Source organism: Streptomyces sp. RGM 3693 (assembly GCF_050471125.1).
Lineage (GTDB): Bacteria > Actinomycetota > Actinomycetes > Streptomycetales > Streptomycetaceae > Streptomyces.
Genome location: NZ_JBMPPQ010000004.1, coordinates 615,938 through 642,106, shown reverse-complemented (window position 1 = coordinate 642,106; position 26,169 = coordinate 615,938). Strand labels below are relative to the sequence as shown.

Sequence of the window (26,169 nt, the reverse complement as noted above, 5' to 3'; positions counted from 1 at the left end):
GGGGGAAGGAAACGGCCCGGCACTCCATCAATACGGAACGGTTCCGTATCGCAATGAGCGTATGGTGGCGCCATGGCCACCTCACCGTCCCCACCAACCCCACCGGGCGCCCCCGCCGCCCCGTGCATCCCCGCGCACATCCACCGCCGGCGCTGGGTGATCCTTTCCGTCCTGATGCTCAGCCTGCTGATCGTGGTGCTGGACAACTCCATCCTCAACGTGGCGATGAAGACCATCGCGACCCCGGCCCCCATCGGCCTCGGCGCCACCCAGAGCGAGCTGGAGTGGGCGATCAACGCCTACACGCTGGTCTTCGCCGGGCTGCTGTTCACCTCCGGCCTGCTCGGCGACCGGCTCGGCCGGAAGAAGGTCCTCCTCTTCGGCCTGGCGGTCTTCGGTAGCGGCTCGGTGCTCGCCGCGGTCTCCGCCTCGCCCGCCCAACTCATCGCCTTCCGCGCCCTGATGGGCCTGGGCGGCGCCTTCGTCATGCCGGCCACCCTCGCCATCCTGATGAACATCTTCGAACGCGAGGAGCAGCCCAGGGCGATCGGCATCTGGGCCGGCGGCGTGGGGTTGGCCATCGCCATCGGCCCGATCGCCGGCGGGCTGCTACTGGACCACTACTGGTGGGGTTCGGTCTTCCTGATCAACGTCCCGATCGTGCTGTTCGCGCTGGTCACGATGGTGATCCTGGTGCCCGACTCCAGGGACCCCGCCCCCGGGAGGCTGGACCCGGTCGGTGTGCTGCTCTCCGTGGTCGGCCTGGTCGTGCTGGTCTACGGGATCATCAAGGGCGGCCAACTCGCCGACTTCACCGACCCCGAGGTGCTCGTCACGGTCCTCGGCGGCCTGGCGGTGCTGGCCGGGTTCGTCGTCCACCAGAAGCGCAGCGACCACCCGTCCATCGACATCGGCTACTTCCGCAAACCCGCCTTCTCGGCCGCCGTCGCCGCCATCGCGCTGGTCTTCTTCGCGCTGATGGGCGTCACGTTCTTCATCGTCTTCTACGTCCAGAGCGTGCGCGGCTACACCCCGCTGGAGTCCGGGCTGCTGATCCTGCCGCTGGCCGCCGCCCAGCTGATCTTCGCGCCCCGGGCCCGGCTCGCGGTGGACCGCTTCGGGGCCCGCGCCGTGTGCACCGTCGGCATGCTGGTGGTGGCCGTCACGATGGCCGGGATGCTGTTGCTGGGCACCGACACCCCGATCTGGGTGCTGGAGGTGCTGTTCTTCCTCCAGGGCACCGGGATGGCGCACATCATGCCGCCGGTCACCGTCGCGATCATGCAGTCGCTGCCGCGCGAGAAGGCCGGGTCCGGCTCGGCGCTCAACAACATCTTCCGGCAGGTCGGCGGCACCCTCGGCGTCGCCGTCCTGGGCTCGCTGCTCTCCACCAGCTACCGCGACGGCATCCAGGGCTCCCTCAACGCGCTGCCCGGCGTGCCCGGCCCGGTGCGGAACGCGGCCGGCGAGTCCATCGAGGCCACTCTCGGCCTCGCCGCCCGGCTCCGCCCGCTCGCCGCCCGCTCGCTGACCGCCAAGGCCGACGACGCCTTCCTGCACGCCATACACGTCACGGCGCTGGGCTCGGCGGTCGTCTCGATGGTCGGGGCCGTGGTGGTCGTGGCGTTCCTGCCGGGCAAAATGGGCCCGGCTCCGCACGCGGCGGAGCCGTGGGGCGGGCGGAAGGCGGGCGCAGCACGATGAGCCGGGTGGCGGAAGACCGCGGGCGGACGGGCGGGGCGCGCACGGGTGGGGCGGCCCCCCGGCGCCGGGGCCGTCCGCGCAGCGCCGCGGCCGATTCCGCCATCGTGGAGGCGGTGCTCCACCTGATCGAGGACGGCGTGCCGATAGCTGAGCTGTCCATGGAGCGGATCGCCCGCGAGGCCGGTGTGGGCAAGGCCACGCTCTACCGCCGCTGGCCCGGCAAGAGCGCGCTGCTGCTCGACGCGATGCGGTCGCTGGACGCGCCCGGCCCGCCGCTGGACGGCGGCTCGGTCCGCGAGGACCTGGTGCGGCTGCTGGAGTTCCTGCGCCGCCGCGGTCTGGCCAAGCGCAGTTCGGCCGTGTTGCGCACCGTCGTCAGCCATGTCCAGACGCAGCCCGAACTGTGGGCGGAGTACCACGAGACGGTCGTCCGGGCCCGGCACGAGGCACTGGTCGGGGTGCTCCGGCGCGGGGTGGCCACCGGCGAGATCCGCGCCGACCAGGACCTGGAGACCCTCGCCGACCTCTTCGTCGGCCCGATGCTGGCCCGCGCCCTCCTCCACGAGTGGAAGCAGCTCCCCGAGGGGCTCGCCGAGGACATCGTCGACACGGTGCTGGAGGGCGTCCGGCCGCGGGCGGCGGAGCCCGGCGCCGGCCCGGAATGACGGCGCGCTGACCGGTGCCGGTCTCCGTATGACCGGACCATGCCCGTTCTGTCACAGCCGCTGTCACGTATCGCGGGAGCGGAACCCGGGGCCGTGGGCATGCCGTCCTCTTGTGCGGGAACGCAAAGACGGGTCCGGCGGAACGCGGATCTAAGAGAGCGTTTCACAGCCATCGCCTAGGGTCGACGATCACAGGTGAGGCGCACCGGAGCAGCGCGGCAAGGCAGTGAGGACAGCGGAATGGCGCAGGCGTACATGACGGAGCCGGGGCAGGGTCAGGGGTCCGAGCGGGCCGGTTCCCGGACCGGACGCCTGCGGAACTGGTGGCGCCGCGAAGGGATGTGGCGGCGCGGCATCATCCTCGCGGTGCTCGCGGTCCTCCTCGGGCTGGCGATGGTGCTGCACGCCCGGATCCCCAACACCGTGGGGAACTTCGGGAGTTTGCTGGAGACCTTCCTGCCGTGGCTGGGGCTGGGCGTCCCGCTGCTGCTGGTCTGCGCCCTGGTGCGTCGCTCGGCGACCGCGCTGGTGGCGCTGCTGCTGCCGCTCGTCGCCTGGGTCAGCCTCTTCGGCGGGCAGCTCACCGACAAGTCCGGCACCGGCGGCAACTTGACCGTGCTCACCCACAACGTCGACGCGGGCAACCTCGATCCGGCGGGCACCGCCCGCGACATCGTGGCGTCCGGCGCCGACGTGGTCGCCCTGGAGGAACTGACCGGCAACGCGCTGCCCGCGTACCGCAAGGGTCTGGCCGACACGTACCCGTACCACACCGTGCAGGGCACCGTCGGGCTGTGGAGCAAGCGCCCGCTGGCCGACGTCCGGCCGGTGGACATCAAGATCGGCTGGGTCCGGGCGCTGCGCGCCACCCTCACCGCCTCCGACGGCCGGCAGATCGCGTTCTACGTCGCCCACATGCCGTCGGTGCGGGTCAACGTCGACAAGGGCTTCACCGCCAACCAGCGCGACGGCAGCGCCCGGGCGCTCGGCGAGGCGATCGCCGCCGACCCGGTGCGGCAGGTCATGCTCCTCGGCGACCTCAACGGCACCATGAACGACCGCTCGCTGGCCCCGCTGACCTCGCAGCTGCGCTCTGCCCAGGGCGCGGCGGGCGACGGCCTCGGTTTCAGCTACCCGGCCGGTTTCCCGATGGCCCGGATCGACCAGATCCTGATGAAGGGGATCGACCCGGTCAAGGCGTGGGTGCTGCCGGCGACTGGCAGCGACCACCGGCCGGTGGCGGCCACCGTGAAGGTCTGAGCCCGGCCGCAGCGGCGGCCGGGCGAGCGGCCCGCGTCGGCAGGACGGCGCCCGGCGGCACCGCCGACGCGGGCGTTCACACGAAGCGTGAACGCCCGCAACACTCCCCGAGGCTTCATCCGGGGACCCTCACCCGTACGTGCCCCGCTTGCGGACACGTGGCCAAGGAGAACCGCATCGCCCAGGCCGCATTCGCATGCGTCAGCTGCGGGTTCCTCGCGCACGCCGACCGTGTTGCTACGCGGCCTTGAGGTGTGCCACGTCCTGGACACGTGCGGTGAGCTCGCGAACGACGGCCAGTTTGTGGTACGGGCGCAGGTCGTTGCGCAGCGTGGTGAAGTGTTCGTCGCCGCGGGCGCTGGAGATCCCGGCGTAGTCGTCCAGGAAGCGGCTCCACACGTCGCACGATTCCTCAACGTGCCGCATCTCTAGAAGACGCGTGGCGAGGAGCCCGTTGGCGTGCACGCGGCCTTGCCGTTCCTGCACCGGCCGGTACCGGTTGGACCGGCGTAGCGCCTTGACCGATCCGGAGCGGTCGCCGAGTTCCCACAACACATGCGCGACATGGAATTCGTAGGCGGCACGGTCGTAGCCGCCCACCGCATCGTTCCGACCGTCTGCCCTGGACAGCGCCTTCTCCGCCCCCTCCAATCGCCGGAACGCTTGCCTGCGATCGTTGACCATTGCCGCGCCGTGGGCCTGCTGGCCCCGGAGGAAGGCAACCAGGCGTGGACCGGCGGCGGGTGCCGCCTCGGCAGCGGAGTCGGCGAGCTCAAGAGCCTTGTTCCCATAGCCGAGGTGCGAGGCTTGAAGTGCCATCCCCCGCAAAGTGCGGCAGTACGTGAGGTGGTCCTCCCCTTCGCCGGCGAGTTCGAGGGCCTTCACGTAATACCGCTGTCCCAGCCGTTGATGCCGCTCGTACATGGCCATCCAGCCTGTGAGGTAGATGAGATCGGCTGCGGCGGAGCGCATCGCCTTCTGCGTTTCCTCGGTGCCGTCTGCACGTAGGTAGGTCTGCACCGAATTGACGAGGAACGACGCCGCCATGGGGCGCGCGTGGCCGCCGCCGAGATCGTCAAGAATGTCGGCGATCTTCTCGGTCATGGCACGGACCGTGGCCACGTCGCTCATGCCGATCCGGGCCGTGCGTCCGGCTGCGGTCGCATGGTATCGACCGGCCAGGTCGTCGAAGTGAGGCACGATCAGCAGAGCCGAGTAGAGACCTGCGCTGAGCACTGCTCGGCGTGAGGGATCCATGTCTGCCTTTCCAAGGTCGATCAGCCCAGACACCACATCGGCAGAGCTGCTGGGCTCGTCAGCGTCGCCGAGGCCCGCGTCGGCGGACGTTACTGGTCGGCGAAGGAGCTGGGAGAGTGCCTCGACGAGGGCCGGTCGCGCCTCCGGTTTCGGCAGGGATCCCTTGAGCCAGTGGGACACCGAGGACTTGTCGTAGTGCAGGGGCACTCCGCTCTCTTTACCGAGGCGGTTCACGGCACGCGCCAGCTGTGCGTTCTCGATCCGACCCTCTTGCATCAGGCTTGCGAGCGCGGTGTTCGGTGTTCTTTCCCGTCGTGCCATCTCACACCCCTGAGTGTGTTCAACCTGTTCAACCGTCTCCTCACTCTGCTCTCTTACCCAGCGCCGCATGAGGGGGTTGGGTGAATACCAGTCGTCAGGACTTCTCTGGCGGCCGGTTGACGTGCCCTTCGTTGCCTGGTTCTCCAACGGACAACGAAAGGGTGGTTCGCCTCCCCTCGACTCAAGGTGCTCATGATGACGAAGGCAAGAATCACTGCGCCCGCCTCCGGCGCCAGCCGCCCTTTGGGACTGGGACATTGGGAACACCCTTTGCTCGGCCACAGGGTCATCGACCACGCCCACGACGACCGTGTCGGCATTTTTCGAGCTCTCGCCCCCGACGTCGAACGGCCGGAGCTCGGCCCTGTGATGAAAGTGCCGGGCACGGCACCTATGGCCTGGCTTGCCCCGGTCAGTGGGGGAGTGGAGTGGACGACGCACCCCGACGCGATCGAGGCGGAGCGGAACGCCGACGTGGAATGGTCACCACAGGGGCAGGTGACAGCCAATGCTTCCGGCGCGAGGGCAGCTCAGCGCCGTTCCCCCGGGCAGCTGTGCCACGAAGCCGACACGTTGCGCGAAGCGATCCAGCAGCACACACGCCACCCCGGAGCCGAGCACCAGTGATCTACGGTTCGATGCCCACCTGGCCGGAAGTCCCCCAGCCCGTCGCCGACTGCCACCGGTGCTGCACCCTTCACCAGCAGCGTGCCGACGCGATCCGGCGGGGCGATCGGAGTGCCGAGAGCGACTGCAACGTCCTGCTGCGCCGCCACTACGCCGAGGCCCATGGCTGATACTGCAGCGGTTGGCCAGCCCCGCATGCGGCGGCGGGCGTAGTGTCCGTGGCCCTGCCGGCCACCGCTGTGGTAAACGCCACGTACTGCATCCGGGAATACGAGGATGCAGTACGTGGCTGCACATGAGAGCTTCGAGGGCCGGTGTGAGCACACCGGCCCTTTCCCCGTGCCCGACAACGTGGTCGGCCGTTCCTGACACCACCAGCACCCCACCTCGCCGGAGGACCACCGCACTATGCCCTTGGCCCTGCTTGCTCTCGCAGTCGCCGCATTCGGAATAGGCACCACCGAATTCGTGATGATGGGCCTGCTGCCCGACGTCGCGGACGATCTGGGCACCTCCGTGCCCACCGCCGGCTACCTCGTCTCCGCCTACGCCCTCGGCGTCGTCATCGGCGCACCCCTCCTGACCGCCCTCGGCTCCCGCATCCCCCGCAAGCGGATGCTCCTCGCGCTGATGGCGGTCTTCACGGTCGGCAACCTCGCCTCCGCCCTCGCCCCCACCTTCGGCCTGCTGATCGCCGGCCGGCTGCTGGCCGGTCTCCCGCACGGCGCGTTCTTCGGCGTCGGTGCGGTGGTCGCCGCCCGTCTGGTGCGCGAGGGCCGTCAGGCCCGTGCGGTGGCCACCATGTTCCTCGGCCTGACCATCGCCAACATCGTCGGCGTGCCCGCGGCCACCCTGCTCGGCCAACACCTCGGCTGGCGCGCCACCTTCCTCGTCGTGGCCGCCATCGGCCTGGTCGCGATGGCCTCCCTGGCCCGGCTGATCCCGCCGCTGCCGGCCGAGGCGCACACCGGACTGGGCCGCGAACTGCGCGCCCTCGGCAACCGCCAGGTGCTGCTCGGCCTGCTCACCACCGTCTTCGGCTTCGCCGGGATCTTCGCCGTCTACAGCTATCTGGCCTCGATGATGACCGAGGTCACCGGCTTCGCCGCCGGCTCGGTCCCGCTGGTCCTCGCCCTCTTCGGCATCGGCATGACGCTCGGCGCGCTGGCCGCCGGCCCGCTCACCGACCGCGCCCTGCGCCCCACCCTCTACGGATCCCTCGGCGCGCTCGCCCTGGTCCTGGTGGCCTTCCACTTCGCCGCCCCGGTGAAGTGGGCGGCGCTGGTCGGCGTGGTCCTCATCGGCGCCACCGGCTTCCTGACCACCACACCGCTGCAGATGCTGGTGATGAACAAGGCGCAGCAAGCGCCCACCCTGGCCGCCGCCTCCAACCAGTCCGCGTTCAACCTCGCGAACGCGGGCGGCGCCTGGATCGGCGGGCTGGTCCTCTCGGCGGGCTGGGGCTGGACCTCGCCCACCCTGGCCGGCGCCGTCCTGGCCGCCGCCGGCCTGGTGGTGGCGTTGGTGGCCGGCCTGTTGGACCGCGGCGCCCACGACAGCCGCATCGTGGCGCGCGGCGGGGACGGCGAGCCGGCGCCGGCGGCCGGGCCCGCGGTGGCGGACCCCGCCGGCCGTTAGGGCCTGTCCGACCCCGACCCCGACCCCGACCCACCGGACCGGCCCTAGGACCCCTCTCGCCAGTGGTTCGTGATCGGCAGCCGCCGGTCCTTCCCGAAGCCCTTGGCGGAGATCTTGGTACCCGGCGGGTACTGCCGGCGCTTGTACTCGGCGCGGTCCACCATCCGCAGCACCCGGGTCACCAGCGCCGCGTCGAAGCCCTGCGCCACGATCTCCTCGCGGCCCCGGTCGCGGTCGACGTACAGCTCCAGGATCCGGTCCAGCACCGCGTAGTCCGGCAGTGAGTCGGTGTCGACCTGGCCGGGCCGGAGCTCGGCGCTGGGCGGCTTGCTGATCGAGTGCTCGGGGATCGGCGGGGTCTGGCCGCGTTCGGCGGCGGCTTCGTTACGCCAGCGCGCCAGCTCGTAGATGACGGTCTTGTAGACGTCCTTGATCGGGCCGTAGCCGCCGACCGAGTCGCCGTAGAGCGTCGAATAGCCGCACGCCAGCTCGGACTTGTTGCCCGGCGCGAGGACCAGGTGACCCTCCTGGTTGGAGAGCGCCATCAGGGCCGTGCCGCGCAGCCGCGCCTGGAGGTTCTCCTCGGCGAGCCCGGTCAGCCCCAGCGTTGCCATGTAGGCGTCGAACATCGGGCCGATCGGCACCGTGCGGAAGTGCAGCCCGGTGCGGCGGGCCAGTTCGGCGGCGTCGCCGAGGGAGTGCTCGGTGGAGTAACGCGAGGGCATCGCGACCGCGTGCACCTGCTCGGCGCCGACCGCGTCGCAGGCCAGCGCGGCCACCAGCGCGGAGTCGATCCCGCCGGACAGCCCGAGCAGCACGCTGCGGAAACCGTTCTTGGCGACGTAGGCGCGCAGCCCGACGACCAGGGCGGTGTAGATCTCCTCCAGGTCGCCGAGGCGTTCGGCCTGCCCACCGAGGGTCTGCGGGGGGTACGGCGGCAGGGGGTCGGCGGAGAGCACGATGTGGTCCACCCGCAGCCCGTCGTCCAGCACCCCGGACGGCGGTTCCGGCGCGGCGGCGGGCAACTCCAGATCGACCAGCACGCACCCCTCGGCGAACTGCGGGGCCCGCGCGATCACCCCGCCGTCCTCGTCGACGACGATCGAGTCGCCGTCGAAGACCAGCTCGTCCTGCCCGCCCATCATCGCCAGGTAGGCGGTCGTGCAGCCGGCCTCCTGAGCCCGCTTGCGGACCAGCTCCAGCCGAGTGTCGTCCTTGTCCCGCTCGTACGGCGAGGCGTTGACGGACAGCAGCAGCCCGGCGCCGGCGCTGCGCGCGGCGGGCACCCGGCCGCCCTCCTGCCACAGGTCCTCGCAGATCGCCAGCGCCACGTCGATGCCGTGGACCCGGACGACCGGCAGGGTGTCGCCGGGGACGAAGTAGCGGAACTCGTCGAAGACGCCGTAGTTGGGCAGGTGGTGCTTGGCGAAGGTGAGCGCGACCGTGCCGCGGTGCAGCACCGCCGCCGCGTTCTGCGGGGCGCCGGCCGGCCGGCCGTAGCGGGGCAGCGCCTGCGCGCAGCGGTCGAGGTAGCCGACGACGACCGGGACGTCGCCCAGCCCCTCCGCGGCGAGCCGGGCGGCCAGTGCGGTCAGTGCCGCCCGGCTCGCCTCGACGAACGACGGGCGCAGCGCGAGGTCTTCGACGGGGTAGCCGGTCAGTGCCATCTCGGGGAACGCGACGAGGTGCGCGCCCTGGCCGGCGGCGTGCCGGGTCCAGTGCACGATCGTCTCGGCGTTCCGGGTGAGGTCGCCGACGCAGGAATCGATCTGATTGAGGGCGAGACGAAGTTGAGGCACCCCGCCAGTCTAATCGTCTTTCTGACGCAATGGGGGTGTGTGACGGCGCACGGCGGCCCCCTGTGACGGTGTTACAGGGGGCCGTGAGGGGGCGGAGACGCCTCCGGCCGGCCCGGCGGAGCACACCGGGCCGGCCGGAGCGGCCCTCATTTCCGCAGGTAGCCGAGGACCGTCATCATCCCCGACTCCGAGTGGTAGATGTTGTGGCAGTGCAGCATCCACAGCCCCGGGTTGTCGGCGTCGAAGTCGACCGCGAGGCGCTGGTTGGGCCGCACGATCGTGGTGTCCTTGCGCGGCCCGCCATCGGGCAGCGTGAAGCCGTGCCCGTGCAGGTGCACCGGGTGCCACATCGTGGTGTCGTTGCGGAACACCATCCGCACCCGCTCGCCCTCCCGGATCGGATAGCGCTGTGACGGGGTGTACGGGTGCCCGTTGAACGCCCAGTCGAAGCGATCCATGTCGCCGGTGAGCTTCAAGTTCAGGACGCGGTCCGGCTGCCGGTTCCGGCCCCGCACGCTCTCGTCCGCCCGGAGCCGGTCCGCGGTCGTCAGCCGGCCCTCCAGCTCCTTGGGGTGGGCCGAGGAGTCCGGCGCCCGGCCGCCCGCGGTGCGCAGCACGGCCAGCGCGCTCTTGCCCCGGCCCTTGCCGTCGGCGACGGCGACCAGCGGGAAGACCCCGGACCCGGCGGTGACCAGGACGTCGTAGCGCTCGGCCATGCCGATCAGCAGCTGCTCGGCGCGGGCGTGCTCCACCGGGTAGCCGTCGGTGTGCGTCACGGTCATGTGGTGGCCGCCCAGCGCCACCCGGTAGGCGGTGTCACCGCCGGCGTTGATGAAGCGGATCCGGATCCGGTCGCCGGGCCGGGCCCGGAAGGTGTCCGGGTCCCTCTTCGTGCGGCCGTTGATGAGGTGGTAGGGGTAGTTCACGTTGCCCGGCATGCTGCCCAGCACGGCGCTGTGGGCGCTGTTCCCCAGGAGTCGGGACGACCCTTTGCGGCCGTGCCCGGGGCCGTCGTCGCGGCGTGCGCCGCGGCTCGCCCGTGCCGTGGCCATGGACGCCGCGCCGGCGACCGCACCGGCGTTCATGCCGTGCAGGGGCAGGTTGCCCAGGCCGGCGCTGTTCAGGCTCTGGTCCGCCAGGCCCAGGCCCAGGCGCAGGTCGTTGAGGGGCGAATCCCTCAGGTTGGGGACGAGCTTGTTGAGGTCCACGTCCGGGAAGACCGGGGGCACCCAGCTGGGGTCCGCCGTCCCACTGCCGTTACTGCTGTGGCTGTTGTGGTCGCGGTGCTTGACGTTGCCCTTGCTGGCGCTGTCGCTGTGACTGCTGTTGCTCTTGCTGTGGCCGTTGCTGTTGTGGCTGCCGTTGCTGTGACTGCTGTTGCTGTTGCTGTGATCCGTGCCGTGGCTGCCGTGGCCCGGCCCCTGGTCATGACCGTCGTTGTGCTCGTGTCCGTGGTCGGAGTCGTGGTCGGAGCCGCTGCTCCCGTGCATGGAGCCGCGGCCGTGGTTCAGCTCGTTCAACACGGCGTCGGGGTTGCTGCCGTCCACCCCGTCGAGCCAGTCGTCCAGGACGACGACCCATTCGTGGTCGTACTCCAGCGGCTCCCTGGGGTCGTCGACGATCAGCGGGGCGTAGAGCCCGTGGTCCTGCTGGACGCCGACGTGCGGATGCATCCAGTAGGTACCGGGTTGGGTGACCCTGAAGTGGTAGTGGAAGGAGCCGCCGGGTCTGATCGCGCGCTGGGTGATGTCGGGGACGCCGTCCATGTCGTTGCGCAGCGCCAGCCCGTGCCAGTGCAGCGTGGTCGACTGCGGCAGGCTGTTGACGAAGTTCACCGACAGGGTTTCGCCCGCGGTGAGCCGGATCACCTCGCCCGGCAGCCGGTCTCCGTACACCCAGGTGTCGACGGTCCGGCTGCCGAGGTCGATCCGGGCTTCCCGAGCCTCGAGGTGCAGCCGGCGCACCCGCCCGGAGGAGTAGCGCTGGCCCTCGGCCTCGGCGACCTCCGGGCCGTACGGGTCGACGTAGCGGCCGCTGCTGGAACGGTTGTCGTCGCGCCGGGCGTCCGAGCGGGAGGTCGCACCGGCGGTGCCGGCGGACGAGGCCAGCAGGCTGCCGCCGGCGACCGCGATCCCCGCGCCGAGTACGCCACGGCGGGAGTGTGTGGGAAGGGAATCCATGGGTTGAGCACCTCTGGCGATGTCGGGGACGGGGGAGCGAGGGCGACCGCGGACTCCGGCAGGTGTGGGGATCCCCCGGCCCGATGGGGGCACCTCGGACGTCGGACGGACGGAGGTGGGGCCGGGGGCGTCGGAGGCCCTGAGGCGGCCGGGTGCGCTCCTGCGCACTCAGCCGGCGGTCGGGCGAGGCGTGGCCGACGCGGCGGCCGGGGATATCGGCCAGGGCCCGTGCAACGGGCGGCCGCGCTGCGCGGCGGCCTTGCGGTGTTCACCCATCGCGGACCTCTCGACGACCGGAGACCTGGGGGCAGTCCGGTGGATCACGGCCGGGGCCTGTCCGACCCTGATCCACCCGATCCACCTGATTCACCGGACGGACCCAGGACGCACCCTTGCTCCCGGGGCACCGACCCCGGAGGTGGCCCATCGCGCCGCGCTCGCCGCGTCCGGTGGACCGTCTGCCTATTCTTGGGTTTCCCGCGCCCCCGGCGTATCCGGCATTCCGGACGCGCCGTCGGGACCACCCGAACACCAGGATGTCCGTGCGCCCGACCCGACCCGCCCCCGGCACTGCGGCCCCCTCCGGGGCAAGCACCGGCTCCACCGGAGTGGCTGCCGCCGCGGTCGTGCTGCTGCTCGGCGCGCTCGCCTACACCGCCTGGGTGCTGGAGCTGGTGCTCGCCACGGGGCTGGACCCGGTGCGGGCGTACGTCAGCGAGCTGGCCGCCGCCGACCAGCCGCTGGGCGGGCTGTTCCGCGCCACCGACCTGGTCGCCGGGCTGCTGGTGCTGGCCGGCGCGCTGACCGCGCTCGCCACTACGGAGCGCCGGCCCTGGACGGTGGCCGGCTTCTCCGCCCTGGCCCTCTTCGGCGCCGCCACCGCGCTGGACTCCCGACTGCCGCTGAGCTGCGCACCCACCAGCGACCCGGTGTGCGCCGCCCGGGAGACCGCCGGACTGGTCCCGGCCACCCACACCGCGCACGCCGTCAGCAGCACGCTGGCCATGCTCGGTGCGCTGGCCGCGCTGGTCCTGTTGACCGTTGCGGCCCGCCGGTACGGCCACTGGCCCGCGCTCGCCCGCCTCGGCCCGCCGCTGGTGCTGGCCGAACTCGCGGCCACCCTCTGGACGCTGGCCGAGGTCGCCGTCCTCACCGCGGGCCGGGACACCTGGGCGCTCGGCGTCGGCCAGCGCCTCCAGGTGCTGCTGGTCGCGCTCTACGTCGCCCTGCTCGCCGGCTGCGTGGCACAAAACGCCCGCCGCGGCGCCCGGGCCGGCACCCCGGTCGCAGCCCAGGACCCACCCCCGGATCATGCGACCCCACCGCGAGGAGAACCGTGACCCCCCGCCCCACCCCCGGCCGGATGGTGCGCGTCGGCGGGCTGCCGCTGCACGTGCTGAGCGAGGGCAGCGGCCCGGTCGTGGTGCTCAGCGGCGGCCTCGGCATGGCCTGGTTCGACTGGGACGCGGTCGCCGCGCTGCTCGTCCCGCACCGCACCGTCGTCCGCTTCGACCGCCCCGGCCTGGGCCTGAGCGCGCCGGCCACGGCGCCGCCCGACCTCGCCGGCGAGGCGGACCGGATCGCCGCCCTCCTGGACGCCCTCGGCCACCGGGCGTCGGCCACCGTCGTCGGCCACTCCCTCGCCGGTTTCCACGCCGAGGCGTTCGCCCGACTGCACCCCGCCCGCTGCGCCGGTCTGGTGCTCGTCGACGGCAGCGTCGAGGAGGACCCCCGGCCCCGGCTGCCGCGGGCGGTCCGCGCCGCCTGGGCGCGGGGGGCGGCGGGCGCGCTCTCCGCGGCCGGGCTGCCGCAGCTCCTCGGTCCCGTCGCCCGTCGCCTGATCACCCGCGCCGGGACGGTGGGCCGCCACCCGCAGCACCGCTGGGCACGCGCCGGCTACCGCACCAGCCGGGTGCTGCGGGCCTGCGCCCTGGAGAACGCCGGCTACCCCTACCAGGCCGCGGACCTGGTCGCACTGCGCCGCCACCGCCCGATGCCGGCCGTCCCGGTCGCCGTCCTGGCGGCGTACGACGGCAGCGAGTCCGCGGGCGAGCTGCGGTGGCTGGAACGGCAGCGGGTGCTCGCCGGCGCGCTCGGCGGCCGCTTCACGGTCGCCGCCCCGGCCGGCCACCTGGTCATGGCCGATGCGCCGGCGGCGGTGGCGCGGGCGGTGCTGGACCTGCACTGAGGGCGCCCCCCCCGGCGGCGGCGCCCACCGGCCGAACACGGCCATACGGAGCGCTCCGTACCGGGTCAACAGGGGTTCACGGAGCGTCCAAGACTGGGCCAAGGCCCTCGCGCTGCGCGCCGCCGGGCACCGACCCTGGTCGCGGCGGGGAGGATGCGGGAAGGAACCGAGGAGGGGGTCACGGGTCGGCGGTTCTGATTCAGGCCAAGGGTGCGTAATGTGACGGTAACCCGCTGACGTGATACTGGTGGGCCGGAACGCGATGATCCCCGCGCGTGGACAGGCCGAATGACCTGCAAGGATTGGTGAACCATGGACAAGCAGCAGGAGTTTGTGCTCCGGACGTTGGAAGAGCGTGACATCCGCTTCGTCCGGCTGTGGTTCACCGACGTCCTCGGGTTCCTGAAGTCCGTGGCGGTGGCTCCGGCCGAGCTGGAGCAGGCATTCGACGAGGGCATCGGCTTCGACGGCTCCGCGATCGAGGGCTTCGCCCGCGTCTACGAGTCCGACATGATCGCCAAGCCCGACCCTGGCACGTTCCAGATCCTGCCGTGGCGCGCCGAGGCCCCGGGCACCGCCCGGATGTTCTGCGACATCCTGATGCCGGACGGCTCGCCCTCGTACGCCGACCCGCGGTTCGTCCTCAAGCGGATCCTGGCCAAGACCTCCGACCTCGGTTTCACCTTCTACACCCACCCCGAGATCGAGTTCTTCCTGCTCAAGGACAAGCCGGTGGACGGCTCCCGGCCGATCCCCGGCGACTCCTCCGGCTACTTCGACCACACCCCGCAGAACGTGGGGATGGACTTCCGCCGCCAGGCGATCACCATGCTGGAGTCGATGGGCATCTCGGTGGAGTTCAGCCACCACGAGGGCGCCCCCGGCCAGCAGGAGATCGACCTGCGCTACGCCGACGCGCTCTCCACCGCCGACAACATCATGACCTTCCGGCTGGTGATGAAGCAGGTCGCGCTGGAGCAGGGCGTCCAGGCCACCTTCATGCCCAAGCCGTTCTCGGAGTACCCGGGTTCGGGCATGCACACCCACCTCTCCCTCTTCGAGGGCGACCGCAACGCCTTCCACGAGTCGGGCGCCGAGTACCAGCTCTCCAAGGTGGGACGCTCCTTCATCGCCGGCCTGCTCCGGCACGCCGGCGAGATCTCCGCCGTCACCAACCAGTGGGTCAACTCCTACAAGCGCATCTGGGGCGGCGCCAACCGCACCGCGGGCGCCGGCGGCGAGGCCCCCTCGTACATCTGCTGGGGCCACAACAACCGCTCCGCGCTGATCCGCGTCCCGATGTACAAGCCCGGAAAGATGGGCTCCACCCGCGTCGAGGTCCGCTCCGTCGACTCCGGCGCCAACCCCTACCTCGCCTACGCGGTCCTGCTCGCGGCCGGCCTCAAGGGCATCGAGGAGGGCTACGAACTCCCGGCCGGCGCCGACGACGACGTATGGGCGCTGTCCGACTCCGAGCGCCGGGCGATGGGCATCGAGCCACTGCCGCAGAACCTCGGCGAGGCCATCGCCCTGATGGAGCGCAGCGAACTGCTCGCCGAGACCCTTGGTGAGCACGTCTTCGACTTCTTCCTGCGCAACAAGAAGCAGGAGTGGGAGGAGTACCGCTCCGAGGTCACCGCCTTCGAGCTGCGGAAGATGCTGCCGGTGCTGTAACCGCAGGTCGGAGCGCTTCTCCAGCGGGGAACGGCGTGGGGGTCCACGGTAGTTGACGTGGGCTCCCACGCCCGTCCCGCCCTCCCCGGGCCGTCTCCCGGTGGAAATTCACGGCGATATCCGGCACCGTGCACGGTGTCTGCACTTCCTTGTTGCGGAGTCGTCGAAGGATTGAACGCCGCGCCGCGCATTCTTGCCGGAATGCGCGGGCGGAAAGTGCAGACGGAATGCCTTGACGGAAAGCCGTAAGGGGAAACGGCGGCGATTCGGGCGAGGGAATCGCATTCCGGCCCGCCGGACAGCGGGATTTCCGTGTTCGCGAATTCCTCGCCGAGGTGCCGACTTCAGGCACTGGGTGAGCCCGAGGGGGAACAGCGCGGGAACATTGCCCTCCTCCTCAGTCTCGCCCGGGCCCGTGCGGGATACCCGTCACGCACAGAGGAGGACGATGAGGCCCTTGCAGTCTCCCTCGTCGCCTTCGCCCCCACCGTGGTGGCGGCCGTGGCCGTCGGCGGCGCGCGACGGGGCAGCCGGGGCCTTCGCGGTGACGTGGGAGGCGAGCGGCGTCGCGGCGATGGCGGAGGTGGCCGTCGCCGACCCTGCCGCGAGAGCGATGCCCAGGGCGGCGCTGACCATGAATATTCGCGAAACAGTCTTCTTCGGGTGATTCATGTCGAAGTACTCCTTTCTTCGGGCGATTCATCTGGCAGAGCGTTCACTCAATCACCATGCATGCTCCCGGGGTGGGTTTCGCCCGGAGTGCGGCTGATCGGGTGAATCACGGGGAATCCGGTGAACTGGCTTTTCGCGGTGCCTACTTCACTGGCCTTTCGTGGCCATAAGGATCGGCCTCGGCCCGATAAACGCAAAGAGGTGTGGTGTACCGCCGCCGTGCTTTCCGAATCTCACCGAACCCTTCCGAACCCTTTCGGGGCTCTCCGCATCCTTCCGCATCCTTTCGCGCGTGCCGTCCGCCCTTTCGCCGGTGCCTCTGGGCGGGCGGGGCAGGGAGGCGGTCGGGGAGAACTCCTGGCGCCGGCCCCGGCGAACATCTGCCGACCCGGCCACCAACTGCTGACACCGACCCGGCCACGAACCGCTGACACAGTGATCAGCGCCCTACGACGGCGCCGGCGGAGCCGCTAACGTTGGCGGTCGGCCCCCGCAGGCAGGGGCGGCCCCGTGCCGGTCCGTCCGCGGTCCGTCCGTGGGCGTCCGACGACCGACCGATGACGACCGCTCCGCCGCAGGTCAGAGGGCCCGCCGGTAGAGTCGTTTCGGGTGAGGAGCACCATGCGTCGATCCCTCCGCAACGAGAAGCAGCAGTGGGAGGAGTACCCCTCCGAGGCCACCGCCTCCGAGCTGCGGACGATGCCGCCGGTGCGCTGACCCCGGACCAGCCCCTGTGTCCGAGCCGACCCGTCACCGAGAGGCCGCCCGATGGCACTACCCGCCCCGCAGGGACGGCGGAGCAGCACCTTCACCCGGCTGCTGAGGCACGGTTTCACCGACCCCTCGGCGGCCGGCACGCTGCTCGACGCTCCCGAACTCGCCTCCGTACGCGACGATTCGGTGCTCCTCGAAGCGCTCGGTGGCACGCCCGACCCCGATCTGGCGCTGCGCGGCCTGGTCCGGTTGGTGGAGGCGCAGGAGTCGGCGGAACGGCAGGAGCTGCTGGCCACCATCGCCGCCGCCAAGCCGCTGCGCGACCGGCTGCTCGGCGTACTGGGCGCGTCCGAGGCGCTCGGTGACCATCTGGTCCGGCACCCGGGGGACTGGCGGTCGCTGGTCACCTACGAGTCGGTCGATCTGCACCCCACCACCCCGGAGTTCGAGCAGGCGCTCGCCGAGGGCGTCTGGGGCGAGCGGGGCGCCGACCGGCCGCGGGCGGACGCGCTGCGCGCCGCGTACCGCCGCTGCCTGCTGGGCATCGCGGCCCGCGACGTGTGCGGTACCACCGACGTCGCGGAGGCCGCGGCGGAACTCGCCGACCTGGCCACCGCCACCGTCCGCGCCGCCCTGGAGATCGCCTACGAGGAGCAGCCCGGCGACGCCGCGCAGTGCCGGCTTGCGGTCATCGGGATGGGAAAGTGCGGCGGCCGGGAGCTGAACTACGTCTCCGACGTGGACGTCATCTACGTCGCCGAGCCCCGGGAGGGCGCCGAGGAGGCCAAGGCGCTCCAGGCCGCGACCCGGCTCGCCTCCCGGATGATGCGGCTGTGCTCGGACAGCACCGTCGAGGGCACCATCTGGCCGGTGGACGCCAATCTGCGCCCCGAGGGCCGCAACGGACCACTGGTGCGCACCCTGTCCAGCCACCTCGCCTACTACCAGCGGTGGGCCAAGACCTGGGAGTTCCAGGCGCTGCTCAAGGCCCGCCCGATGGCCGGCGACCTGGCGCTGGGGCAGGAGTACGTCGACGCGCTGTCCCCGATGGTGTGGGGCGTCGCCGAGCGGGAGAACTTCGTCGCCGACGTCCGCCAGATGCGCCGCCGGGTGGTGGAGAACATCCCCGCCGCCCAGGTCGACCGGGAGCTCAAGCTCGGCCCCGGCGGGCTGCGGGACGTCGAATTCGCCGTCCAGCTGCTCCAGTTGGTGCACGGTCGCACGGACGCCACGCTGCGCAGCGCCACCACCCTGGACGCCCTGGCGGCGCTCGCGGCCGGCGGCTACGTGGGCCGCCAGGACACCGCCGCGCTCGACGCCGCCTACCGCTTCCTGCGCACCCTGGAGCACCGGATCCAGCTGTTCCGGCTGCGCCGCACCCATCTGATGCCCGAGGAGGAGTCCGAACTCCGGCGCCTGGCACGGTCGTTGGGGCTGCGCACCGAGCCGGTCGAATCGCTGCGCAGGGAGTGGAAGTGGCACGCCCGCGAGGTGCGCCGACTGCACGAGAAGTTGTTCTACCGGCCACTGCTGGACGCCGTCGCCCACCTGGAGCCCGGCGAGGCCCGGCTGTCCGCGAAGGCCGCCGGGCACCGCCTGGAGGCCCTTGGCTACGCCGACCCGGTCGCCGCGCTGCGGCACCTGGAGGCGCTGGCGTCCGGGGTGAGCCGCAAGGCGGCGATCCAGCGGACGCTGCTGCCGGTGCTGCTCGGCTGGTTCGCGGACTCCGCCGACCCGGACGCCGGCCTGCTGGGCTTCCGCAAGGTCTCCGACGCGCTCGGCAAGACCCCCTGGTACCTGCGGTTGCTGCGTGACGAGGGCGCCGCCGCGGAGAATCTCGCCCGGGTGCTGTCGGCCGGCCGGCTCGCCCCCGACCTGCTGCTGCGCGCCCCCGAGGCGGTCGCCCTGCTGGGTGCCGCCGACGGGCTCCTGCCGCGCGGCCGGGCCGCCCTGGAGCAGGAGGTGCTGGCCGCGGTCGGCCGCGCGGACGGGGCCGAGGCGGCGGTCGCGGTGGCCCGTGGGGTGCGCCGCCGGGAGCTGTTCCGGACCGCCGCGGCGGACGTCATCGGCGCGTACGGCACCGAGTCCAGTCCGGCCGACACCGATCACGGCCACGCGGTGGACGCGGTCGGCTCGACGGTCTCCGACGTCAACGCGGCCACCCTCGCCGGCGCCCTGCGGGCCGCGGTCCGCGAACGCTGGGGCGACACCCTGCCCACCCGGTTCGCGGTGATCGGCATGGGCCGCTTCGGCGGCCACGAGCTGAGCTACGGCTCGGACGCCGATGTGCTCTTCGTCCACGAACCCCGCGAGGGCGCCGACGAACAGGAGGCCGCCAAGGCCGCCCACGCGATCGCCAACGAGATGCGGCGGCTGCTCCAACTCCCTTCCGCCGACCCGCCGTTGCTCATCGACGCGGACCTGCGCCCGGAGGGCCGGTCGGGTCCGCTGGTGCGCTCCCTCGCCTCGTACGCGGCGTACTACCGGCGCTGGTCGCTGGTGTGGGAGGCGCAGGCGCTGCTGCGTGCCGAGCCGGTGGCCGGCGACGTGGAGCTGGGGGAGCGGTTCGTCGAGCTGATCGATCCGCTGCGGTATCCGGCCGAGGGCCTGGGCGAGGACGCGGTCCGCGAGATCCGTCGACTCAAGGCCCGGATGGAGTCCGAGCGGCTGCCCCGCGGTGCGGATCCCACCACGCACGCCAAGTTGGGCCGCGGCGGCCTGAGCGACGTGGAGTGGACGGTCCAGCTGATGCAGATGCGGCACGGCTGGGAGCTGCCCGGGCTGCGCACCACCCGGACCCGGGACGCGCTGGCCGCCGCGCACGCCGCCGGGCTGATCGGCACCGACGACGCCCGGACGCTGGACGAGGCGTGGGTGCTGGCGGCGCGGGTGCGCAACGCGGTGATGCTGGTGCGCGGCCGCCCCGGGGACACCTTCCCGGCGGACGGTCGGGAGCTGGCCGCGGTCGGCCGTTACCTCGGCTACGAGGAGGGGCACGTCGGGGACATGGTCGACGACTACCGGCGGATCACCCGGCGGGCGCGCGCCGTCGTCGAGGAGCTGTTCTACGGGGCCTGATGCAGGGCCTGATGCGGGTCGTGATGCGCGGCTTGATGCGGGGCTTGATGCGGGGCTCGCTCTACGCGTCCCGGGCCGAGTCCGGGGCCGGCCACCGCGCGTCGCGGTGCTACCGCGCGTCGCGGTCCGTCGCGCCGGCCAGCAGCGCCCGTAGGTGCGCCAGGTACCCGGCCAGGGTCAGTTCGAACGCGGCGTCGGCGCGGTCCGGACCGGTCGCGTCCTGGGCCGTCGCCAGCCGCGGCGCGTCGGCCTCGCCGGAGACCTCCCACATGGGCTCCGGCGCCGACATGTCCAGCGCCGAGCCGAGCACGAGGTTGTCCAAGCCGGTGATCACCGCCATCACCCGCTCCGGGGCGAAGCCCGCGTCGAGCAGCAGCCCGGCCGCCCGGTCGTAGTGGGCGAGCACCTTCGGCGCGCGGACCGGTGAGGTCATCAGCATCGGAATGGTCCGCGGATGGGCGGCGAACGCGGCGCGGTAGGAGCGCGCCCAGGCGGCGAGCGCGGTGTCCCAGCGGGCGTCGCTCAGGGTGCCGGGGTCGATCGCGTCGGTGACCCGCTCCCGCAGCAGCTCGATCACCCCGGCCCGGCCGTCCACGTGGTGGTACACCGAGGCGGTCTGCACGCCGAGCCGCCGGGCCACCTCCGGGACGCTGAAGTCGCCCTTCTCGTCGACGAGTTCGAGTGCGGTCGCACCGATCCGCGCCCGGTCCAGCAGGGCCTTCCGCGGCCGCCCCATGGTGCCCCCTCCCGGCAAAAGACCCCGTCGGAGGGTCTTCCCGAAATCGTACGGCGGGGGGTACGGTCCACAAACCGAAAGGCTTTAGGTTTCTCTCCCTCCGCGGTCACCCTGCCGTCACACCCTCGTACGCGCACGGCCGCCCCCTCCCCATCCGGTCGCAGAAGGGCAACCGAGCCATGGCCGTAGAGTCCGGGTCCCGCAACGGGGCACCGCAGCAGACCGCACCCCCGCCCGACACCGCCGCCGCCACGCTGCGCCGCGGCACCCTCGGCGTCGCCGACATCGCCTTCTTCGTCATCTCCGCCGCCGCACCGCTCACGGTGATGGCCGGCACCTCCCCGATTGCCCTCGGCGCCGGCGGCCTCGGCGCCCCGGTCGGCTACGTCCTGGCCGGCGCCACCCTGGCCCTGTTCGCGGTGGGCTTCACCACCATGGCCCGGCACGTCCGCAACGGCGGCGGCTTCTACGCCTTCATCACCCGCGGCCTGGGCCGCCCGGCCGGCTTCGGCGCCGCCACCCTGGCCCTGCTCGCCTACAACGGCATGCAGATCGGCGTCTACGGCCTGCTCGCTACCGCCACCCAGGACGCCCTCACGGCGTTCTGGGGCATCCACGTCCCCTGGCCGCCGATCGCCGTCGCCGGCGTCGCCGTCATCTGGTTCCTCGGCTACCGCAGCATCGACTTCGGCGCCAAGGTGCTGGGCGTCCTGCTGGTCGCCGAGACCGGCATCCTCGTCCTGCTCGCCGGCGGCGTCCTGCTGCACGGCGGCGCGCACGGCCTGGCGCTGGACTCCTTCACCCCGCAGCACGTCCTGGTCCCCGGCACCGGCGCGGTCCTCGCCTTCGCCTTCGCCGCCTTCACCGGCTTCGAGTCCACCGCCATCTACCGCCACGAGGCCCGCAACCCCCGGCGCACCATCCCCCGCGCCACCTACATCGCGGTCGCCTTCCTCGGCCTCTTCTACGCCTTCACCCTCTGGATCGTCATCCAGGCGTACGGCGCCGACCGGATCGTCCGGGCCGCCCTGACGGACCCCGCGGGCCTCTTCTTCGCCGCCACCACCCGCTACGTCGGCACCTGGGCCGCCGACCTGATGCACCTGTTCATCATTACCAGCATCCTCGCCTCACAACTGGCCTTCCACAACGCGATCAACCGCTACGGCCTGGCCATGGCCCAAGAGGGCGTACTGCCCCCCGTCCTCGGCCGGGTCCACCCCCGCCACCGCTCCCCGTACGCCGCCGGCGCCCTCCAGAGCGTCCTCGCGGTGCTGGTCGTCCTCGGCTTCGCGCTGGCCGGCGCCGACCCGTACACCCAACTGCTGCTGTGGATGAACACCCCCGGCATGCTGGGCCTGCTGGTGCTCCAGGCGCTGACCGCGATCGCCGTACCGCTCTACTTCCGCCGTTTCCGGCACCAGGAGGGCGCCCTGCGCACCCAGATCACGCCGATCGCCGCCACGGTGTTGATGCTCGGCGCGCTGTGGTTGGTCATCGCCAAGATCGACATCATGACCGGCGCCGGCTTCACCACCAACGCCGCCCTGGTCCTGGCCGTCCCGGCCGCCTTCGTCGCCGGCCTCCTCCTCGCCCGCCGGATACGCCGCACCCGCCCCGCGGTCTACGCGGGCTTCGCCGCCGACCCCGACGACGAGCCGGCCGAGCCGGCCGAGCCGGCCGAGCCGACCGCACCGGACCCGTCCGGCGCCCCGCCCGCGGAGGCCGCCACCCGCGGCTGAGCCGCCGACCCGCCCCGGGGCCGGCCCGGCCCCAACCCCCTCCCCGCACCGAGGAGTTCCCGTGCCGTCCACCCCGCCCACCCCCACCGGCGGCCCGCGCACCGCCGCCGACACCGTCCTCACCGGCGCCCGGGTACGCACCCTCGACCCCGCCCGCCCCTGGGCCGAGGCCGTCGCCCTCAAGGACGGGCGGATCGCCGCGGTCGGCGACGCGGCGGACGTACGGCACTGGCGCGGCGCCACCACCGAGGTCATCGACCTGGCCGGTGCCACCCTCGTCCCCGGCCTCACCGACGGTCACAGCCACCCCGTCTGGGGCGTCGAGATGGCGGGCGGCCTCGACCTGACCGCCGTCTGCGACCTCGACGCCCTGCGCGCGGCACTGGCCACCGCCGCCCGCGCGCTGCCCCCGGGTACCTGGCTCACCGGCTGGGGACTGGACCACAACGTCTTCGGCGACCGGCCCGTCCACCGCGAACTGATCGAGGACGCCCTGGCCGGCGCCCCCGCCTTCCTCCGCCTCTACGACGGCCACTCGGCGCTGGCCAGCGGCCGGGCGCTGGACGCCGCCGGGATCACCGGGCCGCGGGCCTTCGCCCAGCGCGCCAGCGTGGTCTGCGACGACGCCGGCCGCCCCACCGGGCACCTCGTCGAGCACGCCGCGATGAACCTGGTGCTGCCCGCCATGCCCCGCCCCTCGGCCGCCGACCGTCGCGCCCGGCTGCTCGGCCTGCTCAGCGAGATGGCCGCGGCCGGCCTCACCGGCGCCCACGTCATGGACCTGGAGGACGCCGACGCCCCCGAACTCCTCACCGCCATCGAGGAGGACGGCCACCTCCCGGTCCGGCTGCGGCTCGCCCCCTGGTGCATGCCCGGCATCGGCACCGACGGCCTGGACCACCTGATCGCCCTGCAACGCCGGGCCGGCCGGCACTGGCGGATCGGCGGCGTGAAGTTCTTCATGGACGGCACCGTCGAGGGCGGCACCGCCTGGCTGGAGCGCCCCGACTGCCACGGCCAGGGCACCGACGCCTTCTGGCCGGACCCCGCCGCCTACACCCACGCCGTCCACCACCTCGACCGGGCCGGGGTGCGCACCGCCACCCACGCCATCGGCGACGCCGCGGTCCGCCACGTCCTGGACACCGTCGAACTGCTCGGCGTCGACCGCCCCGGCGCCCGCTACCGGCACCGCATCGAGCACATCGAGACCGTCCCGGACTCCCAGCTGCCGCGGTTCGCCCGGCTCGGCGTCGCCGCCTCCATGCAGCCCACCCACACCCACTACACCCGCGCCGACCACACCGACGCCTGGTCCCAGCGGGTCGGCACGGAGCGGGCCGGCCGGGCCTGGCGCTGCCGCGACCTACGGGACGCCGGCGCCGTCCTGGTCCTCGGCTCGGACTGGCCGATCGCCCACCACGACCCCCGCCAGGTCCTGGCCACCGCCCGGCTGCGGCGCCCCGCGGGCCACCGCGAGGTCGCACCGGTCACCCCCGACCAGGCCCTGACCGGACTCCAGGCCCTGGAGGGCCTGACCTCGCACGCCGCCCGCGCGGTCGGCGAGGAGTCCGAGGCCGGCCGGATCGCGCCCGGCTTCCGCGCCGACCTGACCGCGCTGGCCGTCGACCCGGTCACGGCCCCGGCCGACGAACTGGCCACCGCCCCGGTCCGCCTGACCATGACCGGCGGGCACCTCACCCACCGCGCGGAACGCTGACCACGAGCGGCGGGCCGCGGGCGCCCCCCCCCCCCCCCCCCGCCGCACCGTGCGCGGGGTCACACCCCGCGCGGGGTCATGCCTTGAGGGGAGTCACGCCTTGAGGGGTGCGAGCTCCACCGCCCCCGCGTACCGCGCCAACCGGTGCGGCAGCCGCCCGTACCACGCGCGGGCCAGCGCGTAGCCGAACGCCAGGCACAGCACCCCGCCCAGCGCGTCCAGCCAGAAGTGGTTGGCGGTGGAGACGATCACGGTCAGCGTCGTGGTCGGGTAGAGCAGGCCCAGCAGCTTGGCCCAGATCGGCTTCGCCAGCAGCGCGACGGTGAGGCCGCACCACAGCGACCAGCCGATGTGCATCGACGGCATCGCGGCGTACTGGTTGGACATCGACGCGAGGTTCCCGGACGCCATCGAACCCCAGGTGCCGTGCTGGATGACGGTGTCCACGAAGCCGCCTTCCGGCATCAGCCGGGGCGGTGCCAGCGGGAAGAAGTAGTAGCCGACCAGGGCGACGCCGGTGGTGGCGAAGAGCGCCAGCCGGGCCGCCGCGTACCGCCCGGGATGCCAGCGGTAGAGCCAGATCAGCACGCAGATCGTCACGATGAAGTGCAACGTCGCGTAGTAGTAGTTCATCGAGACGATCAGCCAGGTCACCGAGTTCACGGCGTGGTTGACGGTGTGCTCCACGGCGATGCCCAGGGCGTGCTCGGCCCGCCAGATCCAGTCGGCGTTCCGCAGTGCCTGCGCCTTCTGCTCGGGCACCGCGTTGCGGATCATTGAGTACGTCCAGTAGCTGACCGCGATCAGCAGGATCTCGAACCAGAGACGGGGGGAGCGCGGGGTTCTCAACCGGGCCAGTCGCCCCTTGTCCGCCGGACGGACCGCGCGCTCCCCACTGGCTGGCGGGGTGGCTGACAGGTCGTCCAGAGTCCTCACATGCGCATCACCCATAGGCAGACAGTCTGCCAGAAAGCGACGTGCGACCGATCATCCGCCAGTCGGGTTAACGGCCCCCTGGATCGATCCGGAGGAGGAGAGGGGTCCCCCCTAGGGGGCTGCCCCGGCGGACCGCCCCCACACCCCCTACGGGCCCCGGGGGCGTCCCTCACCGCGAGGCGCGCAGTGGCCGGGGCACCTTCGCCGCCCTGGGCGCCGCCTTTGGCGCCGATGCCGTCGAACCCCGCACCACCAGCTCCGGATGGAAGACGAACTCACTGTGCGGCGCCGGGGTACCGCCGATCTCCTCCAGCAGCGCCCGCACCGCCGCCTGCCCCATGGCCTGCACCGGCTGCCGGATCGTCGTCAGCGGCGGATCGGTGAACGCGATCAGCGGGGAGTCGTCGAAGCCCACCACGGACACCTCCCGCGGCACGTCCAGTCCGCGCTGCCGGGCCGCCCGGATCGCGCCCAGCGCCATCATGTCGCTGGCGCACACGATGGCCGTCACGCCCTGCTCGATCAGCGTGGCCGCCGCGGCCTGGCCGCCCTCCAGGGTGTAGAGGGAGTGCTGGACGAGCGGCTCCGCCGCCGCCGGACCGATGCCCAGCTGCTCCTGGACGCAGCGCAGGAACCCCTCGATCTTCCGCTGCACCGGCACGAACCGCTTGGGTCCGAGCGCCAGCCCGATCCGCCGGTGCCCCAGCGCGGTGAGGTGGGTCACCGCCAGCTCCACCGCGGCCCGGTCGTCGGGGGAGACGAACGGCGCCTGCACCTTGTCGGAGAAGCCGTTGATGAGGACGAACGGCACCCCCTGGCCGCGCAGCTGCTCGTAGCGCCCCATGTCGGCGGAGGTGTCGGCGTGGAGTCCGGAGACGAAGATGATGCCGGCCACCCCGCGGTCCACCAGCATCTCGGTGAGCTCGTCCTCGGTGGAGCCGCCCGGGGTCTGGGTGGCCAGCACCGGGGTGTAGCCCTGGCGGGTCAGCGCCTGCCCGATGACCTGGGCGAACGCCGGGAAGATCGGGTTCTCCAACTCCGGGGTGATCAGTCCGACCAGGCCCGCGCTGCGCCGGCGCAGCCGCACCGGCCGCTCGTACCCCAGCACGTCGAGGGCGGCAAGCACGGACTGGCGGGTGGTGGCGGAGACACCGGGCTTCCCGTTGAGAACCCGGCTGACGGTGGCCTCGCTGACACCCGCCTGCGCTGCGATATCGGCCAGCCGGGCGGTCATGGAAATGGACTGTACCGGTCGGCT

The 26,169-nt window shown here is 72.5% G+C and carries 20 protein-coding genes; 13 read left to right on the top strand and 7 right to left on the bottom strand.

Annotated features, from left to right (window positions below; translation table 11 throughout):
- The first annotated feature begins 72 nt into the window (after positions 1 to 72).
- From ACO0M4_RS39055 to ACO0M4_RS39045, 3 genes are all read left to right on the top strand, one after another.
- Entirely contained in the window at positions 73 to 1,704 is a 1,632-nt protein-coding gene (locus ACO0M4_RS39055; protein WP_430375904.1) for an MFS transporter, read from the top strand.
- A complete protein-coding gene (locus tag ACO0M4_RS39050) occupies positions 1,701 to 2,369 on the top strand; it encodes a TetR/AcrR family transcriptional regulator (protein ID WP_430375902.1) in 669 nt (222 codons plus the stop codon). Before ACO0M4_RS39055 ends, ACO0M4_RS39050 begins: the two co-directional genes overlap by 4 nt.
- A 339-nt stretch (positions 2,370 to 2,708) precedes the next feature.
- A complete protein-coding gene (locus ACO0M4_RS39045) occupies positions 2,709 to 3,629 on the top strand; it encodes an endonuclease/exonuclease/phosphatase family protein (RefSeq protein WP_430376068.1) in 921 nt (306 codons plus the stop codon).
- A 237-nt stretch (positions 3,630 to 3,866) separates the two neighbouring features.
- Here ACO0M4_RS39045 and ACO0M4_RS39040 read toward each other — a convergent pair whose 3' ends face one another.
- Positions 3,867 to 5,207, bottom strand: coding sequence for a hypothetical protein (locus ACO0M4_RS39040; RefSeq protein ID WP_430375900.1), 1,341 nt, complete (start codon positions 5,205 to 5,207; stop codon positions 3,867 to 3,869).
- 195 nt (positions 5,208 to 5,402) lie between these two features.
- Between ACO0M4_RS39040 and ACO0M4_RS39035 the strand changes: the two genes are divergently transcribed.
- From ACO0M4_RS39035 to ACO0M4_RS39025, 3 genes are all read left to right on the top strand, one after another.
- Positions 5,403 to 5,834 (top strand): hypothetical protein, encoded by a 432-nt coding sequence (locus ACO0M4_RS39035; protein WP_430375899.1) that lies wholly within the window; start codon positions 5,403 to 5,405, stop codon positions 5,832 to 5,834.
- A gap of 11 nt (positions 5,835 to 5,845) precedes the next feature.
- Entirely contained in the window at positions 5,846 to 6,004 is a 159-nt protein-coding gene (locus ACO0M4_RS39030; protein WP_430375897.1) for a hypothetical protein, read from the top strand.
- Positions 6,005 to 6,242: 238 nt separating this feature from the next.
- On the top strand, positions 6,243 to 7,472 hold the full coding sequence (locus ACO0M4_RS39025; RefSeq protein ID WP_430375895.1) for an MFS transporter: 1,230 nt from the start codon (positions 6,243 to 6,245) through the stop codon (positions 7,470 to 7,472).
- 44 nt (positions 7,473 to 7,516) lie between these two features.
- On the opposite strand, the gene ACO0M4_RS39020 is transcribed toward ACO0M4_RS39025, so the two are convergent.
- Together ACO0M4_RS39020 and ACO0M4_RS39015 are read right to left on the bottom strand one after the other, a co-directional pair.
- Complete coding sequence (locus tag ACO0M4_RS39020; RefSeq protein WP_430375894.1) at positions 7,517 to 9,271, bottom strand: NAD+ synthase; 1,755 nt, start codon at positions 9,269 to 9,271, stop codon at positions 7,517 to 7,519.
- Between the two features lie 146 nt (positions 9,272 to 9,417).
- Complete coding sequence (locus ACO0M4_RS39015) at positions 9,418 to 11,451, bottom strand: multicopper oxidase family protein (protein ID WP_430375893.1); 2,034 nt, start codon at positions 11,449 to 11,451, stop codon at positions 9,418 to 9,420.
- Positions 11,452 to 12,059: 608 nt separating this feature from the next.
- Between ACO0M4_RS39015 and ACO0M4_RS39010 the strand changes: the two genes are divergently transcribed.
- The 3 genes from ACO0M4_RS39010 (at position 12,060) to glnA (ending at position 15,313) form a co-directional block, all read left to right on the top strand.
- On the top strand, positions 12,060 to 12,791 hold the full coding sequence (locus tag ACO0M4_RS39010) for a DUF998 domain-containing protein (RefSeq protein WP_430376067.1): 732 nt from the start codon (positions 12,060 to 12,062) through the stop codon (positions 12,789 to 12,791).
- A gap of 23 nt (positions 12,792 to 12,814) precedes the next feature.
- The gene (locus tag ACO0M4_RS39005; protein WP_430376065.1) at positions 12,815 to 13,639 is read left to right on the top strand and encodes an alpha/beta fold hydrolase; all 825 of its coding nucleotides are present in this window, start codon (positions 12,815 to 12,817) and stop codon (positions 13,637 to 13,639) included.
- A gap of 312 nt (positions 13,640 to 13,951) precedes the next feature.
- Entirely contained in the window at positions 13,952 to 15,313 is a 1,362-nt protein-coding gene (gene glnA / locus ACO0M4_RS39000; protein ID WP_430375891.1) for a type I glutamate--ammonia ligase, read from the top strand.
- A gap of 429 nt (positions 15,314 to 15,742) precedes the next feature.
- On the opposite strand, the gene ACO0M4_RS38995 is transcribed toward glnA, so the two are convergent.
- The gene (locus tag ACO0M4_RS38995; protein WP_430375890.1) at positions 15,743 to 15,985 is read right to left on the bottom strand and encodes a hypothetical protein; all 243 of its coding nucleotides are present in this window, start codon (positions 15,983 to 15,985) and stop codon (positions 15,743 to 15,745) included.
- Between the two features lie 621 nt (positions 15,986 to 16,606).
- Here ACO0M4_RS38995 and ACO0M4_RS38990 point away from each other — a divergent pair.
- Positions 16,607 to 16,702, top strand: a complete 96-nt coding sequence (locus ACO0M4_RS38990; RefSeq protein WP_430375888.1) for a glutamine synthetase — start codon at positions 16,607 to 16,609, stop codon at positions 16,700 to 16,702.
- Between the two features lie 51 nt (positions 16,703 to 16,753).
- Positions 16,754 to 19,777 (top strand): bifunctional [glutamine synthetase] adenylyltransferase/[glutamine synthetase]-adenylyl-L-tyrosine phosphorylase, encoded by a 3,024-nt coding sequence (locus ACO0M4_RS38985; protein ID WP_430375886.1) that lies wholly within the window; start codon positions 16,754 to 16,756, stop codon positions 19,775 to 19,777.
- A gap of 109 nt (positions 19,778 to 19,886) precedes the next feature.
- Here the strand turns inward: ACO0M4_RS38985 and ACO0M4_RS38980 are convergent, their stop codons facing one another.
- Positions 19,887 to 20,513: a TetR/AcrR family transcriptional regulator gene (locus ACO0M4_RS38980; RefSeq protein WP_430375884.1), complete on the bottom strand. Its 627-nt coding sequence runs from the start codon at positions 20,511 to 20,513 to the stop codon at positions 19,887 to 19,889.
- A 179-nt stretch (positions 20,514 to 20,692) separates the two neighbouring features.
- On the opposite strand from ACO0M4_RS38980, the gene ACO0M4_RS38975 reads away from it, so the two are divergent.
- Positions 20,693 to 22,255 carry an APC family permease gene (locus ACO0M4_RS38975; RefSeq protein WP_430375883.1) on the top strand — a complete coding sequence of 521 codons (1,563 nt, stop codon included), beginning with the start codon at positions 20,693 to 20,695 and terminating at the stop codon, positions 22,253 to 22,255.
- Positions 22,256 to 22,316: 61 nt separating this feature from the next.
- Complete coding sequence (locus tag ACO0M4_RS38970) at positions 22,317 to 23,975, top strand: amidohydrolase (protein WP_430375881.1); 1,659 nt, start codon at positions 22,317 to 22,319, stop codon at positions 23,973 to 23,975.
- Between the two features lie 93 nt (positions 23,976 to 24,068).
- Here the strand turns inward: ACO0M4_RS38970 and ACO0M4_RS38965 are convergent, their stop codons facing one another.
- Together ACO0M4_RS38965 and ACO0M4_RS38960 are read right to left on the bottom strand one after the other, a co-directional pair.
- A complete protein-coding gene (locus ACO0M4_RS38965) occupies positions 24,069 to 24,926 on the bottom strand; it encodes a phosphatase PAP2 family protein (protein ID WP_430375879.1) in 858 nt (285 codons plus the stop codon).
- Between the two features lie 154 nt (positions 24,927 to 25,080).
- Complete coding sequence (locus ACO0M4_RS38960) at positions 25,081 to 26,145, bottom strand: LacI family DNA-binding transcriptional regulator (protein ID WP_430375877.1); 1,065 nt, start codon at positions 26,143 to 26,145, stop codon at positions 25,081 to 25,083.
- Between the last annotated feature and the right edge of the window lie 24 nt (positions 26,146 to 26,169).